The 15,068-nt window shown below is 69.7% G+C and carries 17 protein-coding genes, 3 tRNA genes and 1 pseudogene; 11 read left to right on the top strand and 10 right to left on the bottom strand.

The window, feature by feature from the left end; genetic code table 11:
* Window positions 1-5: 5 nt before the first annotated feature.
* Complete coding sequence (gene epsC / locus QQK49_RS15675) at window positions 6-785, top strand: serine O-acetyltransferase EpsC (RefSeq protein ID WP_431310545.1); 780 nt, start codon at window positions 6-8, stop codon at window positions 783-785.
* Window positions 786-868: 83 nt separating this feature from the next.
* Here epsC and QQK49_RS15670 read toward each other — a convergent pair whose 3' ends face one another.
* From QQK49_RS15670 to QQK49_RS15660, 3 genes are all read right to left on the bottom strand, one after another.
* Window positions 869-1,045 carry a hypothetical protein gene (locus QQK49_RS15670; RefSeq protein WP_284304739.1) on the bottom strand — a complete coding sequence of 59 codons (177 nt, stop codon included), beginning with the start codon at window positions 1,043-1,045 and terminating at the stop codon, window positions 869-871.
* Window positions 1,042-1,368 (bottom strand): YtxH domain-containing protein, encoded by a 327-nt coding sequence (locus QQK49_RS15665; RefSeq protein ID WP_284304738.1) that lies wholly within the window; start codon window positions 1,366-1,368, stop codon window positions 1,042-1,044. The genes QQK49_RS15670 and QQK49_RS15665 overlap by 4 nt, the downstream gene beginning before the upstream one ends.
* 107 nt (window positions 1,369-1,475) lie before the next feature.
* A tRNA-Ser gene (locus QQK49_RS15660) sits at window positions 1,476-1,562 on the bottom strand.
* Between the two features lie 168 nt (window positions 1,563-1,730).
* Between QQK49_RS15660 and QQK49_RS15655 the strand changes: the two are divergent.
* The 6 genes and pseudogenes from QQK49_RS15655 to QQK49_RS15635 form a co-directional block, all read left to right on the top strand.
* Window positions 1,731-1,859 (top strand): annotated as a pseudogene (locus tag QQK49_RS15655) (LacI family DNA-binding transcriptional regulator); the annotation flags it as partial.
* 152 nt (window positions 1,860-2,011) lie between these two features.
* A complete protein-coding gene (locus QQK49_RS15650; protein ID WP_284304737.1) occupies window positions 2,012-2,476 on the top strand; it encodes a substrate-binding domain-containing protein in 465 nt (154 codons plus the stop codon).
* Window positions 2,473-2,868 carry a substrate-binding domain-containing protein gene (locus QQK49_RS23350; RefSeq protein ID WP_431310544.1) on the top strand — a complete coding sequence of 132 codons (396 nt, stop codon included), beginning with the start codon at window positions 2,473-2,475 and terminating at the stop codon, window positions 2,866-2,868. Before QQK49_RS15650 ends, QQK49_RS23350 begins: the two co-directional genes overlap by 4 nt.
* A gap of 236 nt (window positions 2,869-3,104) precedes the next feature.
* Window positions 3,105-3,308 carry a cold-shock protein gene (locus tag QQK49_RS15645; protein ID WP_284304736.1) on the top strand — a complete coding sequence of 68 codons (204 nt, stop codon included), beginning with the start codon at window positions 3,105-3,107 and terminating at the stop codon, window positions 3,306-3,308.
* Between the two features lie 92 nt (window positions 3,309-3,400).
* Window positions 3,401-4,273, top strand: coding sequence for a DedA family protein (locus tag QQK49_RS15640; RefSeq protein WP_284304735.1), 873 nt, complete (start codon window positions 3,401-3,403; stop codon window positions 4,271-4,273).
* Between the two features lie 34 nt (window positions 4,274-4,307).
* On the top strand, window positions 4,308-4,931 hold the full coding sequence (locus QQK49_RS15635) for a DedA family protein (RefSeq protein WP_284304734.1): 624 nt from the start codon (window positions 4,308-4,310) through the stop codon (window positions 4,929-4,931).
* On the opposite strand, the gene QQK49_RS15630 is transcribed toward QQK49_RS15635, so the two are convergent.
* A complete protein-coding gene (locus QQK49_RS15630) occupies window positions 4,915-6,411 on the bottom strand; it encodes an LCP family protein (RefSeq protein ID WP_284304733.1) in 1,497 nt (498 codons plus the stop codon). The genes QQK49_RS15635 and QQK49_RS15630 overlap by 17 nt on opposite strands.
* A 213-nt stretch (window positions 6,412-6,624) precedes the next feature.
* On the opposite strand from QQK49_RS15630, the gene QQK49_RS15625 reads away from it, so the two are divergent.
* A tRNA-Ser gene (locus QQK49_RS15625) sits at window positions 6,625-6,715 on the top strand.
* A gap of 91 nt (window positions 6,716-6,806) precedes the next feature.
* Here the strand turns inward: QQK49_RS15625 and QQK49_RS15620 are convergent.
* The 3 genes from QQK49_RS15620 to QQK49_RS15610 all read right to left on the bottom strand — a co-directional run bounded on the left by QQK49_RS15620 (window position 6,807) and on the right by QQK49_RS15610 (window position 10,988).
* Window positions 6,807-8,285, bottom strand: coding sequence for a sensor histidine kinase (locus QQK49_RS15620; protein ID WP_284304732.1), 1,479 nt, complete (start codon window positions 8,283-8,285; stop codon window positions 6,807-6,809).
* Window positions 8,282-9,019: a response regulator transcription factor gene (locus tag QQK49_RS15615; RefSeq protein ID WP_284304731.1), complete on the bottom strand. Its 738-nt coding sequence runs from the start codon at window positions 9,017-9,019 to the stop codon at window positions 8,282-8,284. The genes QQK49_RS15620 and QQK49_RS15615 overlap by 4 nt, the downstream gene beginning before the upstream one ends.
* 142 nt (window positions 9,020-9,161) lie before the next feature.
* Window positions 9,162-10,988, bottom strand: a complete 1,827-nt coding sequence (locus QQK49_RS15610; protein WP_284304730.1) for a phosphoenolpyruvate carboxykinase (GTP) — start codon at window positions 10,986-10,988, stop codon at window positions 9,162-9,164.
* Between the two features lie 355 nt (window positions 10,989-11,343).
* Here QQK49_RS15610 and QQK49_RS15605 point away from each other — a divergent pair.
* Window positions 11,344-11,416: transfer RNA gene (locus tag QQK49_RS15605), tRNA-Arg, on the top strand.
* 67 nt (window positions 11,417-11,483) lie between these two features.
* On the opposite strand, the gene QQK49_RS15600 is transcribed toward QQK49_RS15605, so the two are convergent.
* On the bottom strand, window positions 11,484-12,122 hold the full coding sequence (locus QQK49_RS15600; protein WP_284304729.1) for a hypothetical protein: 639 nt from the start codon (window positions 12,120-12,122) through the stop codon (window positions 11,484-11,486).
* A gap of 152 nt (window positions 12,123-12,274) precedes the next feature.
* On the opposite strand from QQK49_RS15600, the gene QQK49_RS15595 reads away from it, so the two are divergent.
* The gene (locus QQK49_RS15595) at window positions 12,275-12,907 is read left to right on the top strand and encodes a VOC family protein (protein WP_284304728.1); all 633 of its coding nucleotides are present in this window, start codon (window positions 12,275-12,277) and stop codon (window positions 12,905-12,907) included.
* Here the strand turns inward: QQK49_RS15595 and QQK49_RS15590 are convergent.
* Complete coding sequence (locus QQK49_RS15590; protein WP_284304727.1) at window positions 12,868-13,425, bottom strand: DUF2306 domain-containing protein; 558 nt, start codon at window positions 13,423-13,425, stop codon at window positions 12,868-12,870. The two genes, QQK49_RS15595 and QQK49_RS15590, sit on opposite strands and share 40 nt — an antisense overlap.
* 39 nt (window positions 13,426-13,464) lie before the next feature.
* Between QQK49_RS15590 and QQK49_RS15585 the strand changes: the two genes are divergently transcribed.
* The gene (locus QQK49_RS15585; RefSeq protein ID WP_284304726.1) at window positions 13,465-14,076 is read left to right on the top strand and encodes a MerR family transcriptional regulator; all 612 of its coding nucleotides are present in this window, start codon (window positions 13,465-13,467) and stop codon (window positions 14,074-14,076) included.
* Window positions 14,077-14,116: 40 nt separating this feature from the next.
* On the opposite strand, the gene QQK49_RS15580 is transcribed toward QQK49_RS15585, so the two are convergent.
* Window positions 14,117-15,058 carry a PH domain-containing protein gene (locus QQK49_RS15580; RefSeq protein WP_284304725.1) on the bottom strand — a complete coding sequence of 314 codons (942 nt, stop codon included), beginning with the start codon at window positions 15,056-15,058 and terminating at the stop codon, window positions 14,117-14,119.
* Between the last annotated feature and the right edge of the window lie 10 nt (window positions 15,059-15,068).

The raw sequence follows: 15,068 nt of genomic DNA, 5'->3' as shown, positions 1-15,068 counted from the left end.
AGACCATGTCACAGGCAAGTTCCGTCGTCGGAGCAGCGCGCAACGCGTTGCCCGGCCTTCGGCTCGTCGCGGGCGGGCGCTCGCGCGAGGACGCCGCGCACACCGATGCCCCGCCGGACGCCGACCACCTGTGTGTCGGGATCCGGTGCCGGCACGAGCACGAGCACGACGAGGAGAAGCGTCTGGCCGAGAGCCGCCGGCCGTGGTGGGTGCGTGCGCGGGATCGGGTGCTGGAGGACCTCGACGCCGCCGTCGAGCGCGACCCGGCGGCTACCTCGCGGGCGCAGATGGCCGTCGTCTCGCCCGGGTTGCATGCGATCTGGGCGCACCGGGTGGCGCACTCGATGTGGCAGAAGGAGGGTCTGCGTCTGCCCGCGCGGGTGCTGTCCAACGTGGCGCGCACCGCGACGGGCGTGGAGATCCACCCCGGTGCCACCATCGGTCGCCGTTTTTTCATCGATCACGGGATGGGTGTCGTCATCGGCGAGACCGCCGAGGTCGGTGACGACGTCATGCTGTACCACGGGGTCACCCTGGGCGGTCGAACCCTGAACAAGGGCAAGCGGCACCCCACGCTCGGCAACGGCATCACCGTCGGTGCCGGCGCCAAGATCCTCGGTGCCGTCGAGCTCGGGGACGGGGCGCAGATCGGCGCGAACTCCGTGGTCGTCAAGGACGTCCCCGGCAACCACGTGGCGACGGGCATCCCGGCGCGTCACCGTGCTCTGGCCGACCGCGAGGACCCGTACGAGGCGATGTTCGCCGAGCCGGCCCTGTGGATCTGACCGGCTGACCCGCCCGGCGTGACGAGAGGGCCTCACGATCATCTGATCGTGGGGCCCTCTCGGGCTGTTCCGTCGGGGCGGGTTCAGCCGTCGGACTCGGAGGCGACGTTGTCCTCACGGATGCCGACCGCTTCGTTCTCGGTGCGTTCCTCGGACTCGGCGAGGATGGCCTCGGCCTGCTGCTCCGGGGCGTCGCTCCCGGCGGCCTGCTCCTCGGGGAGGAGCACCGCCCGCTCGTCGGTGTCGCCCGGGTCGGTCACGAGCTCTGGACCTTGGTTTCCCGCGGCGTGTAGTCGCTACCGGACTCTTCGCCGATGAGACCGGAGTCCTTGTCGCCCTGGCCGCTGACCTTGTCCTTGGCGGCGGAGGCGGCGGATCCGGCGGCGGCGCTGAGCTTGGCGCCCATCTCGGGGGCCTTCTCCTTGACGGTGTCGCCGGCCTGGGAGACCTTCTCCTGCACGCGTGGGTCGTGCCAGAGGGCGTCGGCCTGCTTCTTCATCTCGTCGTAGCGGTCACGCCCGGCGCGGGTGCCGAGCACGTATCCCACGGCCGTGCCGGCCAGGAAGGTGAGCTTGAGCTTCATGGATACAACCCTTTCGTCGACTCAGGACGACTTTACGGGGTGAGTTGGCGGCTCGCCTACCGAGGCGGGGCCACCCGGGTGCAGCGGCCTCTGGGGCGTGATCGCGGCGGAGGGCGTGGGATTCGAACCCACGATGCCGTTGCCGACATAGCGGTTTTCAAGACCGCCGCACTAGGCCACTATGCGAGCCCTCCTCGCCGGCGCGATGCACCGGCGGGTCCACGGTACCGGTCGGGGGGCCGAAGGAGGCGCATGGATCTCGCGTGCGGCATCACCCGGGGAGGGCCGATGTCGGAGTCCTCCCGGTTTCGCCCAGGGCCGAAAGCCGGACCTAGAGCCCTCTTTGCGCAAGAATCGGAGACATGCCGGTGACGATGACGATGGTGGCCAAGGAGGCGGGAGTCTCCGTCAGCACTGTCTCGCACGTCATCAACGGCACGCGCCCGGTCGCGGAGCAGACGCGGCAACGGGTGCTGGCGGTCATGGATCGCCTCGGCTTCACCCACCACCCGGTGGCCCGGTCGCTGGCGGCCGGCACGACGGTCACGGTCGGGGTCGCCGTGCCCCTGTCGGGCAACCCCTTCCACCAGGAGCTCCTGGCCGGTATCGAGGGGAGGCGCGGCGGCAGAACCTCGCCGTGTTGGTGTCCGACACCTCCGACGATCCCGAGCGGGAGCGTGAGGTCGTGGCCAACCTCGTCGCCCACCACATCCGTGGGCTGCTCGTGTCGCCCACCTCGGGCTGGCTCGGGGGAGCCGCTCGGGTGATCCGTGACCACCAGGTGCCGTGTGTCCTCGTCGACCGCCTGCAGCGGGCCTCCGTCGATCAGGTCGGTGTCGAGAACGAGCGGGCCACGGCCACGCTGGTGGAGCACCTCATCTCGCGCGGGCACACCCGCGTCGCGTGCATGGCGGGCAGGGCGGGTCTGTCGACGACCGACGAACGCGTGGCCGGATTCCGCGCCGCGATGGCCGCCAAGGGCATCCCCGTCGACGAGGGTCTGGTCGTCAACGGCGAATCGACCGACAACGGCGGCCGCAAGGCGATGCGGATGCTGCTCACCCGGCGCGAGCCCCCACGGGGGTGTTCATCGGCAACGACGCCATGACGATGGGTTCCCTGCGGGCGCTACAGGAGATGGGACGCACCGTGCCCGACGACGTCGCGCTGGTCTGCTTCGACGACCCGCCCTGGGGCGATCTGTGCAGCCCGGGGCTCACCGCCATCGCCCAGCCGACGTTCGCGATGGGGGCGCGCGCCGTGCAACTGCTCGCCCGACGGCTGTCCGATCCCGACGCCGCCCCCAGACTCTGCGGATCAACGGGGAGATCACCCACCGTCGTTCGTGCGGGTGCGGGAGCTGAGACGCAACCCCGGCGTCACGGGGTCCACGACGGCCGGAGTCACCGCGTGTTCACGCGGGTGTCAGCCTGTGGCCATGCCAAGTCCGAAGGGTGGTCATTTCGAGGGCCATCGGTGCCCTGGCCAGGCCATTCGTGACATCGGACGGCCTCCGAAGCAATGCCGTTCGACCCCTGCTCAACGCCGTTCGACCGTGCTAACGTGATCGCGGTTGCAAGTGCAGTTCCTCGCAGTAAAGCTACGGATCGCCGATGCACGGGCTTCGTTTCGGCGAAGACGTGCCCTCGTGTTCCGCTCGAACAGGGGTCGTGCGGCAGCCAGGATCTCGCGAAGTGCGGGCTCCATCGCCACACCAGTAGAGAGTTGTATTCCCCATGGCACAGGGCACCGTCAAGTGGTTCAACGCTGAGAAGGGCTTCGGCTTCATCGCGCAGGACGGAGGTGGCCCCGACGTGTTCGTTCACTACTCGGCCATCCAGTCCAGCGGTTACCGTTCCCTCGAAGAGGCGCAGCGCGTCGAGTTCGAGGTCACGCAGGGCCCCAAGGGCCCGCAGGCGGACGACGTCCGTCCTCTCTGACCTCGTCAGACCTTCGCGAAGGGCTCCCGGCTTCGGCCGGGAGCCCTTCGTCGTTCAGGGTGCGTCCTCCGCGGTGCCCTACGCTGAGGGGCGTGACCGACGACGAGGACCGCCCGACCCGGCCCACGCCCGATCCGGGGCAGGGGCCCGCCGGACCGACGTCGGCGGCGGCTGCATCGTCCACGCCTTCGACGTCCTCCACCCAGACGGGCGCCACGAGGTCGACACCCGCGCAGCCGAGTATCTGGCCCGAGGACTACACGCCCGACCGGGCCGATTACATCTGCCTCACCCTGCTGGCGATCAGCGGTGTGTACGGCATCGGCGTCATGCTCGCGCGGCCGATCCTCCTCGGATACAACCCGCTGGTCCTGGCCGGCCTGTCGGGCAGCCGTTCCGCGCTCGTCACCATCGGGGCCCTGTTCGGGACCGATGCGACGAGCATGACGGTCGTCATCACGGCGTTCGTCATCGCCACCCTCAGCCTCATCAAGCTCGACCTGTTGTTTTGGTGGGCCGGTCACCTGTGGGGGGACTTCTTCGTCCAGAGCCTCATCGGCGACTCCAAGCGCCGGGCCAAGCAGGCCGCGCGCGCCGAGTCGCTGGCCCGCCGGTACTCGGTCCTCGCGATCATCATCAGCAACATCCCCGTGCTGCCGATCCCCAAGGGCATCGTCTTCGCCGTCCTCGGTGTCTCGGGCGCCTCGTTCCGCAAGATCTTCGTCGTCGATCTCCTGGCCGCGGCCGTGGTGCAGGCGACGTGGCTCTACCTGGGCTACAGCATCGGCGAGCCCGTGGTGCAGGTCGTCGAGGTCATCGCCCGCTACTCGCTGTGGATCTCCCTGGCGATCCTGGTCGTCGTCATCGTCACCGCGATGCGCAAGTCCCGCAGCGCAGGCAAGGCCGTCGCGAGCCGGCCGGCGGAAGCGGCGCCGGGCGAGGCCGCGGGTGAGCAGCGCGACTGATCGCCCACATCCGTCCCGATGGCCGGAGGTCGTCGTGGGCGTGGGCCTGGCGGTCGTCACGGTGTACGGCGTCCTCGTCCTGCCGTTGCGGCCGTGGTTGCTCGGGCAGGCGCCGCACGTCCTCGCCGTGGTCACCGGGAGCAGGCCGGCACTCATCGCCGTCGGTGCCCTCGCGGCGGCGGAGTCACAGCCGTGGCTCTGGCCGCTGGCGGCGGCCATCCTCTCGATCGTCAAGTTCCACTGGGTGTTCTGGTGGGCGGGGCGACTGTGGGGAGAGGCGGCCCTCGTGCGGGTCGGCGGCGACTCGCCGCGGGCCCGGCGACGTATCGCCCGCGCGGAGGCCGTGGTGCGCCGGTATCAACTGCTCGCGATCGTGCTCACCTACGTCCCGCTGCCGGTCCCGCGCGAGATCGTCCACGTGGCGCTCGGTACGGCGGGAGTCCCGTTCCGGCGGTTCCTGCTCGTCGACCTGCTGGCGGCCGCCGCCACCCAGACGGTGTTCCTCCTGCTCGGCATGTGGCTCGGGGAGTCGGCCGTGGCCGTCGTGCGCGAGTACGCGATCTACGCAGGCTGGATCGGGTTGGCCGTGCTCGTCGCCATGATCGTCGCGGGCGCCCGGTCCTGGTGGGCCAAGCGCAGGGTCAGCAGGCGTCCTTGACGTTGACCAGGCCCTGCTTCGGCCCGGTCGAGGACGGGGAGGACGTGCTCGTCGGCGTGGAGGGCACCTCGGCGGGAGTCCGCGACGACGTCGAGGTCGGCGTCGACGGAGCGGGGGTGCCCTCGGTGGGCTGCGGCGAGATCGCGTTCTGCACCACGTCGCGGATGCGGTCGTAGTCCGGGTTGCCCACCTTGACGATCTTGTCGGTGAACGGCAGGGACCGGATCTTGCCCTGCTGCATGCGCGAGACCAGCTCGGCCCAGGCGCCCAGGTGCTGGGGCGGGACGTCGGTGTAGACGTGGTCCTTGGCGACCTTGGCCAGCTCGGGGTAGCGGTCGAGCATGGTGCCGGGATTCACCTGGTTGACGAGCGCGCCGACCATGCACCGCTGACGCGCCATGCGGTCGAAGTCGTCGGTGGTGGCCCGGGAGCGGGAGAACCACATGGCCTGGTAGCCGTTGAGGTGCTGCGGCCCGGCCTCGATCCAGCCGTTGATCGACCCCGGCACGATGCGTCCGTTCTCGACCTTGCCGCCGATCGGGATGCGCTCACGCACGTTCACATCGACACCGCCCATGGCGTCGACCAGGGCTGAAAAGCCCTGGATGTCGATGACGACGCCGTAGTCGATGCCCAGGCCGAGCACCTCGGACAGGGCCAGGCGGGTCGCCGTCATCCCCGGCATCGGGTCGCCGGGGAAGAGGTCCTTGTGCGTGTCGCCCTCGTTCCACACCTCGTTCATCAGGCACTTGCGGCCGCAGTTGTACCCCTCGGGGTAGATCTGCGAGAGGGGGTTGCTGGGCCCCAGCGGTACGTTCTGGAGATTGCGCGGCACGCCGAAGAGCACGCTGTCGCCGGAGCGGGTGTCGATGCTGGCCACGATCATCGAGTCGGTGCGGATGCCGGGACGTCCCGGGTAGGCGTCGGAGCCGATGAGCATGACGTTGAGGCGGGGGACGTCGCGCCAGGCGTCCTCGCCGCTGCCGATGGGGGATGCGCCCTCGGTACCCCGCCCGTGCGAGTCGGTGAACAGGGTTCCGACCAGGTCGCGGTGGATCATGACGTACTGCACCGCGGGCGCGGCCGGGGCGATGAGGCCCACCACGAGCAGCGTGGTGAACAGCGTCGCGAGGACCCGCTTGCCGGTCTGGGGGCGGCTCGGCCAGTTGACGACGGCCGTGTGGATCACCGAGGCCGCGAGGACGACGAGTCCGACGACGCCGGCGACCACGAGGGCCGTGAGCAGGTTGGGGCGCACGCCGAGGTACAGCGCCGCGGCGGTGGGGCCCTTGACGTAGATGAACGCGGCGGCGCCGACGACGAGAGCCACGAAGGAGAACAGCAGCAGGCCACCGATGATCCGGCGTCCGCTGAGCAGCAGGCCGGACCCGGGGAGAACCGCGCCGAGCGCCGTCATGCCGACGAATCGACCGAGGCCACGGCGTCGTTCGGGCGCCCCTGTCGGGTGCGCTGAGCTCATCTGGTTCCCTTCCTGCGCGTCAACGACGCGATTCCACCCATTCTGCAACGGTAATCGGCAGTTTCTCTGCGGTTCTGCGCCGATTGCCACCCCCGCCCCACCGTCGTGGCGGCCCTCACCCCTGCCCCAACGACCGGCGAGGCGGTTTTGTGCCGGGGGAGTGCTCCGGGTAGCCTGTCATTCGCCGTTCATCGCGTCCGCGCGTGTGGCAGTGGAGGCGTCGCCTAGTCCGGTCTATGGCGCCCGCCTGCTAAGCGGGTTTGGGGGTTAAACCCCATCGAGGGTTCAAATCCCTCCGCCTCCGCAGATGAGACCGCTCGGTGCGGTACGGATCACGTCCGTATCGCACCGAGCGGTCTTTCGCGTCTCGGGGGCCGTCCTACCCGGCGTGCACGTCAGTCGTCCGTCGTCGCGGCGGGCAGTCGGAGGGTGAATCGCGTCCGCCCCGGGCGTGAGTCCACGTGCACCGACCCGCCGTGTGCGCCGACGACGGCCTCGACGATCGACAGGCCGAGGCCGGTGGAGGTGCCGGCGCGGGTGCGCGCGGAGTCACCGCGGCTGAATCGCTCGAAGACCGTCGGCACGAGCGCGGGGTCGATCCCGGGGCCGTCGTCCTCGACCTCGAGCAACACGCCGCTGCCCTCCCGGCGCACGCGGCCGGTGACCGTCGTCCCGGCAGGGGTGTGCGTGCGGGCGTTCGCCAGGAGGTTGACCAGCACTTGGGTGAGGCGCGCGCCGTCGCCCGTCACCTCCACGGCGTCCTCGGGCAGGTCGAGCCGCCACTGATGTCCCGGACCCGCCGCCCGGGCATCGCTGACGGTGTCGATGAGCAGTCGGGTGAGGTCGACGGGCTCGCGCGCCAGCGGCCGGCCCGCGTCGAGGCGCGCGAGCAGCAGCAGGTCCTCCACGAGGTCGGCCATGCGGTGGGATTCGGAGTCGACCCGGGTCAGCGAGCGCCGCACGTCCGACGGCAGCTCCGGGTCCCGCATCGACAACTCGGTGTACCCCCGGATGGAGGACAGGGGAGTGCGCAGTTCGTGACTCGCGTCGGCGACGAACCGGCGGAGTCGGGCCTCGCCCTCCTGGCGGACGCGTAGCGCGGAGTCCACGTGCTCGAGCAGATCGTTGAGGGCCGCACCGACCTGACCCACCTCGGTGCGACGGTCGGTGTCGCGGAGGGGAACCCGCTCGGTCACGCTCACCTCCCCGCTCGACAACGGCACCTGGGAGACGCGTGTGGCCGTGGCGGCCACCCGCTCGAGCGGCCGCAGGGCGCGACCGACGACCCACGCCGTCCCCAACCCGACGACGACGAACCCCAGCAGGCCGAGTCCCACCGTGATCAGCCGCACCCGCCGCACGGAGTCCAGCATCGGATCCAGCGGCAGGCCGGTGACGACCTGCGCTCCCTCCGGGGTCGAGAAGGCGATGAGGCGGTACGGCCCGAGCGGTTCTCCGAGGTCGAGCGTGGAGGGCTGCTCACTCAGGCCGGCCTGGAGCAGCGCCCGGATCTGCTGCTCGTTGAGGGCTTCTCGCTGACCACCCCGCGTCGCAACGGTGTTGGTGCGCACGACCGATCCGTCGACCACCACGGCGAGCATGTCCGGGCCGACCACGCGGCGTCGCTGCCCCTCCGGCCCGCGTCCCGGGTCGTCGGGGCCGAACCCGCGGGCGGTCGAGGCCACACGGTGATCCAGTTCGCGTTGCAGGGCGTTCTCGAGCAGGTAGCTCATCCCGACCCCGCTGAGCAGCGTGACCAGCGCGAACAACGCCACGATCGGGGTGACCAGGGTCCGCCGCAGGGTCCAGCCGGACAGCACGCCCGATCGCCGGGGATGCTCCGGCGAGCCGACGACGACACCCGAGACGCTCACGACGCCGCCTTGAGGATGTACCCGGCGCCGCGCAGGGTGTGGATCATCGGCTCGTTCCCGGCGTCGATCTTCTTGCGCAGGTAGGAGATGTAGAGCTCGACGACGTTGGCCTGCCCGCCGAAGTCGTAGTTCCACACCCGGTCGAGGATCTGCGCCTTCGACAGCACCCGGCGGGGGTTGCGCATGAGGTAGCGCAGGAGCTCGAACTCCGTCGCCGTCAGGGAGATCTCACGGCCTGCTCGGTGGACCTCGTGACTGTCCTCCTCCAGGGTGAGGTCGCCGACGACCAACACCGAGCCCGTGCACCCGACGTGGACGGCGGTCCGGCGCATCAGCCCCCGCACCCGGGCGACGACCTCCTCGAGGCTGAAGGGTTTGGTGACGTAGTCGTCGCCGCCCGCGGTGAGACCCGCGACGCGGTCCTCCACCGCGTCCTTGGCCGTGAGGAACAGCACCGGGATGTCGGGCTCGTCGCTCCGCAGACGCCGCAGGACCTCCATGCCGTCGAAGTCCGGCAGCATCATGTCGAGCACCACGGCATCGGGCCTGAAGTCCTTGGCCTCACGCACGGCGGTGAGTCCGGTCAACGCCGTGCGCACCTCCCAACCCTCGTACCGCATCGCCATCGACAACAGCTCGGTGAGGTTGGCCTCGTCGTCGACGACGAGCACCCGCATCGGTGACCCGTCGGGGCGGGTCAGAGCGGGTGGGGAGGTCGCGGGATCGGCAGCCATGACTCCAGTGAACCTCGCCGAGACGCCCGCAGGCCTGTGCCCGGGCTGTGTCGCGGCTGTGCACGCGCGCGACGACGAACGCCCGCCCCGCAGGTGCGCTGCGGAGCGGGCGTTCGTTCATCGGCGCCGGTGGCGCCTGATCTCAGTTCTGCACGTTCTTCTTGAGCGTGGCCAACTGCTCGGAGAGCTCGGTGGGGAGCTTGTCGCCGAACTTGGCGAGCCACTCCTCGATCATCGGCAGTTCCTTGTTCCACGCCTCGGCGTCGTAGGCGAGGGACGCGGCGACCTCGTCGGCACTCATGTCCAGGCCGGTGACGTCGATGTCCTCGGCCTTGGGCAGCAGGCCGATGGGGGCCTCGTCGGCCTCGACCTTGCCCTCGAGACGGTCGCAGATCCACTTGAGGACGCGGCTGTTGTCGCCGAAGCCCGGCCACAGGAACTTGCCGTCGTCGCTCTTGCGGAACCAGTTGACCCCGAAGATCTTCGGCAGCTTGGACTCGTCGTTGTCCTTGCCGATGTTGATCCAGTGCTGGATGTAGTCGGTGGCGCTGTAGCCGATGAAGGGCAGCATCGCCATCGGGTCGCGGCGCACGACGCCGACCGCACCGGCGGCCGCGGCCGTGGTCTCCGAGGAGAGCGTGGCGCCGACGAACGTGCCGTGGTTCCAGTCACGCGACTGGTAGACCAGCGGGATCGTCGTCGCGCGACGACCACCGAAGAGGATCGCGTCGATGGGGACACCGTTGGGGTTGTCGTACTCCGGCGCGATCATCGGGCACTGCTTGGCCGGCGTCGTGAAGCGGGCGTTGGGGTGCGCGGCCTTCTCCGAGGACTCCGGCGTCCAGGGGTTGCCCTTCCAGTCGATGAGCTCGGCCGGCTTCTCGTCCGTCGCGCCCTCCCACCAGACGTCGCCGTCCTTGGTGCGCGCGACGTTGGTGAAGATCGAGTTGCCCTTCTCGATCGTCTGCATGGCGTTGGAGTTGGTGGACCAGCCGGTTCCGGGTGCGACGCCGAAGAGGCCGAACTCCGGGTTGACGGCGTACAGGCGGCCGTCGGGACCGAAGCGCATCCACGCGATGTCGTCACCGACCATCTCGGCCTTCCAGCCGTCGATGGTGGGCTCGAGCATGGCGAGGTTGGTCTTGCCGCAGGCGCTCGGGAAGGCCGCGGCGATGTTGTAGGACTTCCCCTCCGGCGAGGTCAGCTTGAGGATGAGCATGTGCTCGGCCATCCAGCCCTCGTCGTGGGCGACGGCCGAGGCGATACGCAGCGCGTAGCACTTCTTGCCCAGCAGGGCGTTGCCGCCGTAGCCGGAGCCGAAGCTCCAGATCGTGCGCTCCTCGGGGAAGTGGGAGATGTACTTGGTCTCGTTGCACGGCCACGCGACGTCCTGCTGACCGGGCTCCAGCGGCGCACCCACCGAGTGCAGGCACCGCACGAAGTCGGCGTCGGTGTCCTCCATCTGCTTGAGGACGTCGGCGCCGATGCGGGCCATGATGCGCATGTTGGTGACGACGTACGCGGAGTCGGAGAGCTCGACGCCGTACATGGGGCTGTCGGCGTCGAGGTGACCCATGACGAAGGGGATGACGTACATGGTGCGGCCCTTCATGCACCCGCTGTACAGCGCCTCCATCTCGGTCTTCATCTGGTCCGGGGCCATCCAGTTGTTGGTGAACCCGGCGCCGTCCTCGTCCTTGGTGCAGATGTAGGTCCGGTCCTCGACGCGCGCGACGTCCAGGGGGTCCGAGGCGCACCAGTAGGAGTTGGGCTTCTTGGCGTCGTCGAGCTTGACGAACGTGCCCGCGTCGACGAGCTCACCGCACAGGCGGTCGTACTCCTCCTGCGATCCGTCGATCCACACGATCTCGTCGGGGGTGGTGAGGGCTGCGACCTCCTCGACCCAGGCAGCCAGTTGCTTGTGGCTGGTGCCTCCGGTGGTGGGGATGTCTGTCGAGGTAGTCGTCATCGTCTCGTCGTCCCTTTCGCGTTCTCGCCGCTGAGTCACGTCCGTGTCGGCCAAGCCTAGGCCCGGTTGCGCCGAAGAGGCCCCCAGTCGTGCAGCAGGTGAGCCTCGAGCGTCCGTTCCATGGACCGAAGTCAGGATCTGCTCTCACGGTAACGGCCCACGTCGGGGCGTGGTGACGGCCTGAGCAGGTCAATCACCGATACACGTGAACCACCTCACGGCCGGTGTGAAGGACCTCACAGGACGGCAGGTGAGGTGCCCCGACCTCGCCCTCCGCGTGGATGCGGGCCGCCCCGCCGATTCGCATTCTGTGAGGACCCCAGGTAAAGTCTCACGACGTCGCCTGAGGCGGCATGCGCCCGTAGCTCAACGGATAGAGCATCTGACTACGGATCAGAAGGTTAGGGGTTCGAATCCCTTCGGGCGCGCTCTGTGTCGAGACAGACGACGAAGGCCCCGCACCTGAGAATCACCAGGTCCGGGGCCTTCGCGTGTTCACATGACCGGGTCAGCGGCGGGGGTGCTCGCGTCTGTCGAGGCCGAGGAGGCGGCCGAGGTCGCCCACGACCTCGCTGACGTCGTGCAGGGTCTCCTCCGCCTCGTAGACCTCGGGGGAGGAGGCAGCCGGGCGGGTCCGTGGCGGAGTCGCCGCGGTGGGGGTTGCGCTGCCGCCGCTCGCGGGTCGACCGCGGGCATGATCACGCCCTCGCGAGGTGTACCGGGCGGGGTGGCGGGTCCGCGGCGGGCTCGCGGCGGGTCGGCGGGTTGAGGGCGCGGGGTGGGCGACAGCAGTTCGGAGACCCGCGAGCGACGCACGCGGAACGCGCGGTCCCACGGATTGGCCGGGTGCATGTTCTCCCCGTCGCCGGCGCGAAAGCCCACCAGGGGTAGGGCGCTCACGATCACCGCCCCGGCGGTGGACATCGTGAGCAGGAGGTCGGTGCGCGAGGGGGCGATCGTGGCTCCCACGACGAGGATCCCCAGCGCGAGGCCGCACAGGGACAGCGCGAGCGAGTTGGCCCACCCGTCTCCGTCGCCCTTGCGCGAACCCAGGGCGTCGATCGCGTGGGCGAGCACGACGAGGGCGGCGGCGATCAGGCAGAACACGAGGGCGTCGTCGGCACGGCCGATCACGGTTCCTCCTGTCGGGTCGACGAGTGCGCTCCCGGTGTCGCGTCGCAGTGGCAGTCACGGCTCGCCCGGGTATCTCCTCATCGTCCGCGCCGGCGGCAGGTTGACCCCTTGAGGCCACCGATCGCGCGCCGACCTCCCACCGAGGAGCCGGGGTGGGCACGCCATGGTCGCCAAGAGCTTCTTCGATGACGGCGCAGGTGCTCTACCCTGGGCATATGGCCGACCCGCGTTCACTGCACGGAATGACCTTCGCGATCAATGCGGGCGATCACGAGGACGTGTTGGAGTTCTACACCCAGGTCTTCGGTCGTGGCCCCGACACCAAGCCGATGGACGACTTCCTCGAATGGCAGGTGTGCGAGGGGGCGTGGTTGCAGGTCTCGACCGGGCACGAGCGCCCCGGGGGCAACAACGCCCGGGTGCGGTTCGAGGTCGAGGACATCGAGGTCGCCGTCAAGCGGCTCGACGACGCCGGCGTGCCGTACGGCGAGGTCGTGGCGGTGCCCGACGTCGTGCAGTTCGTCAACTTCTCCGACAACTGGGGCAACGCCCTCGGGTTCTATCACCTGCTCGCACCGCGACCGCTCGTCACCGAGGAGGAGCGGCTGCTGCAGCAGCTCGACCAGCGGGTGCGTGCGGAGCGCCGCCGCGTGTACGAGCAGGGTGGCGACCCGGGCGAGGTCGACGTCGAGGCCATCCGAGCCGAGCTGGGGCTGCCGAGCGGCAACGGGCGTCCCGCCGAGGCTCAGCGGGCGTCCACCACGCCGGATCCCACCGAGGGCTGACGCCGGGTCCGAGGCGCGCGGCTCACGGTGAGAGCGGCCGAGACGATCGCCGCCGTCGTAGCGAGGATCAGGGCGATCAGCCCCGCGAGTTCCAGAGGGCTCTCCACCGCCATCCTTGCGATGGCCCGGTCGGGCATGGTCGCGGCGAACACGAAGGCGATCGAGGTGCCGACATAGCTGCCGATCATGTTGCGGCGATGCGTCCCCACGTGATGGCCAAGGATGGCGATGACACCGGCGGTCACCGATACGAGGGTGAACACGGCCAGCCCGTGCAGCCAGTTGAAGCCGTCCGGATGGATCGCGAAGGAACTCAGGCAGGTGATCGCCATCGCCACGACCCAGAGGCGGCCGATGATGCGGTGGGCGAGGTCGCGGTGGCGGCGGACGAACTGCACCGGGCCGAGGGTCAGCACGAGCGAGGCGGCGAGCGCGTGAACGGCGATGAGCGGCTCCATACCGATAAGATAGGAGCACTGTCCAAGCCAGGCAACGTAGATCTTCGCAGGCCGGAGCACTATCCAAGAGCTCACCGCCTCGTCGGGAAGGGAGAATCCGTGCGGCTCAAGGACCTCGCCGAGACGACCGGGACCTCACCGGCGTCCATCAAGTACTACCTGCGTGAGGGCCTGCTGCGCCCGGGCAGGCGAATCAACGCCACCCTCGCCGAGTATGACGACTCGCATGTCGCGCGACTCCACCTCATCACGGCGCTGCGGCAGATCGTGGGCTCGCCCATCGAGGAGATCCGCTCCCTGGTCGCCATGCTCGACGCCCCGGAGGTCGACCTCTACTCGGCGTTCGGGCGTGCGCAGTTGCTCGGACTGGGCCTCCCCGGCGACCACCGGCCGGCGGTGGACGAGGAGCCGGAACAGGTGACGCGCCTGGTGGAGGCGCGTGGGTGGGTCGAGGCGGTGGAGATCCGCGCCCTGCTCGCCGAGCAGGTGCGCACCATGAACGACCTCGGGATCGAGACCTCGGCGCAGACCCTCGAGGTGTACGCCGACGCCGCGGACCGCATCGCGCGGATGGAGGTCGGCGTGATCACGGCGGCGACCTCACCCGACGAGGCCGTCATGCGCGTCGCCGTCGGAGTCCACAGCTACAGCAGGCTGCTGCTGCGGATGCTCGGTGTCGCTCAGGCCGGCGTGGCGCGCTCGGCGACGTGATGTGACGTGACGTGAGGGAACGGTCGGCCGGCGTGCGGACTCAGGTGCCCCACCAGCGGCGACGGCGTTTGCGGTGCGGGCCGTGGTCTCCCTCGTCCCACGGGTCGGCCTGAACCGATCCGAGGGAGCTGTACAGGGTTTCGGCGTAGTCGTCCTTGCGCCCGCCGCGGCGTCTGCGGCGCTCGTGGTCGGCCACGGGGTTGCCCTCGGCGACGGCACCCATCGAGAACCCGAGGGTGTCGGGGTCGTCGTCGTGCTGGTCGCGGGGCTCGTGGTGCTCGCGCCGTTCTCGGTCGCCCGGCCTGCGGCGACGGGCGAGTTCGGCCAGGTCGGCGCGCAGCGAGGGGCGCCCGGTGGGGTCGTCCTCCCACTCCTCCCACTCGTCGCGGACGTCGCGCGGATGCTTCGAGTGCCCGTCGTGCCCGTCGTGCCCGTCGTGCCCGTCGTGCAGGTCGTGTTCGTCGTCGAGGTCCTCGCCGTCCTCCTCGTCGGGGCCGGTCTTGAAGATCGTCGCGACGATCTGCAGGTAGGTCTCGTTGGGGTCGGGGATGAAGTGCAGGTCGGACAGGGCCTGGTCCTGCCCGGCGCTCTCGAGGACGAATGTGCCGTAGCCGAAGACGCGGCCCATGATCGAGCGCCGGAAGGTCATGTCCGTGACCTTCGACATCGGCAGCATGTCGACCTTGCGGATGATGAAGCCGTAGATGAGCAGCAGACGCTGATCGGTCGCGACGAACCATTCGAGGTTCCACTCCCAGATGCGGAGCACGGCCCGCCCGAACACCACCAGCCAGGCGACGAGCAGACCCTGCACCAAGCCGACGGGGGCTCCGGCGACGAACGCGACGCCGGTCAGCAGGAGCGAGAGGGTCGCCGTGGCGAGGGGTTCGGAGACCGCGAACCAGTGCCGATGGGTGGCGACGACGATCCGTTCACCCTCGGTGAGGTATTTGCGGAGGCTGGCCTCACTCGGGTCCTTCATGCCACCCCTT

This window comes from Mobilicoccus caccae, from assembly GCF_030161635.1.
Classification (GTDB): domain Bacteria; phylum Actinomycetota; class Actinomycetes; order Actinomycetales; family Dermatophilaceae; genus Mobilicoccus; species Mobilicoccus caccae.
The sequence above is the reverse complement of the archived record's forward strand: the minus strand, read 5'-3'. Positions and strand labels throughout refer to the sequence as shown.

What these genes read in the sequence shown, in the direction of transcription:
- epsC (WP_431310545.1), top strand. Translation starts at nt 6, where the DNA reads ATGTCACAGGCAAGTTCCGTCGTCGGAGCAGCGCGCAACGCGTTGCCC.
- QQK49_RS15615 (WP_284304731.1), bottom strand. Translation starts at nt 9,019, where the DNA reads ATGGCTGCCGATCCCGCGACCTCCCCACCCGCTCTGACCCGCCCCGAC.
- QQK49_RS15665 (WP_284304738.1), bottom strand. Translation starts at nt 1,368, where the DNA reads ATGAAGCTCAAGCTCACCTTCCTGGCCGGCACGGCCGTGGGATACGTG.
- QQK49_RS15630 (WP_284304733.1), bottom strand. Translation starts at nt 6,411, where the DNA reads ATGAGCTCAGCGCACCCGACAGGGGCGCCCGAACGACGCCGTGGCCTC.
- QQK49_RS15610 (WP_284304730.1), bottom strand. Translation starts at nt 10,988, where the DNA reads ATGACGACTACCTCGACAGACATCCCCACCACCGGAGGCACCAGCCAC.
- QQK49_RS23350 (WP_431310544.1), top strand. Translation starts at nt 2,473, where the DNA reads ATGACGATGGGTTCCCTGCGGGCGCTACAGGAGATGGGACGCACCGTG.
- QQK49_RS15580 (WP_284304725.1), bottom strand. Translation starts at nt 15,058, where the DNA reads ATGAAGGACCCGAGTGAGGCCAGCCTCCGCAAATACCTCACCGAGGGT.
- QQK49_RS15645 (WP_284304736.1), top strand. Translation starts at nt 3,105, where the DNA reads ATGGCACAGGGCACCGTCAAGTGGTTCAACGCTGAGAAGGGCTTCGGC.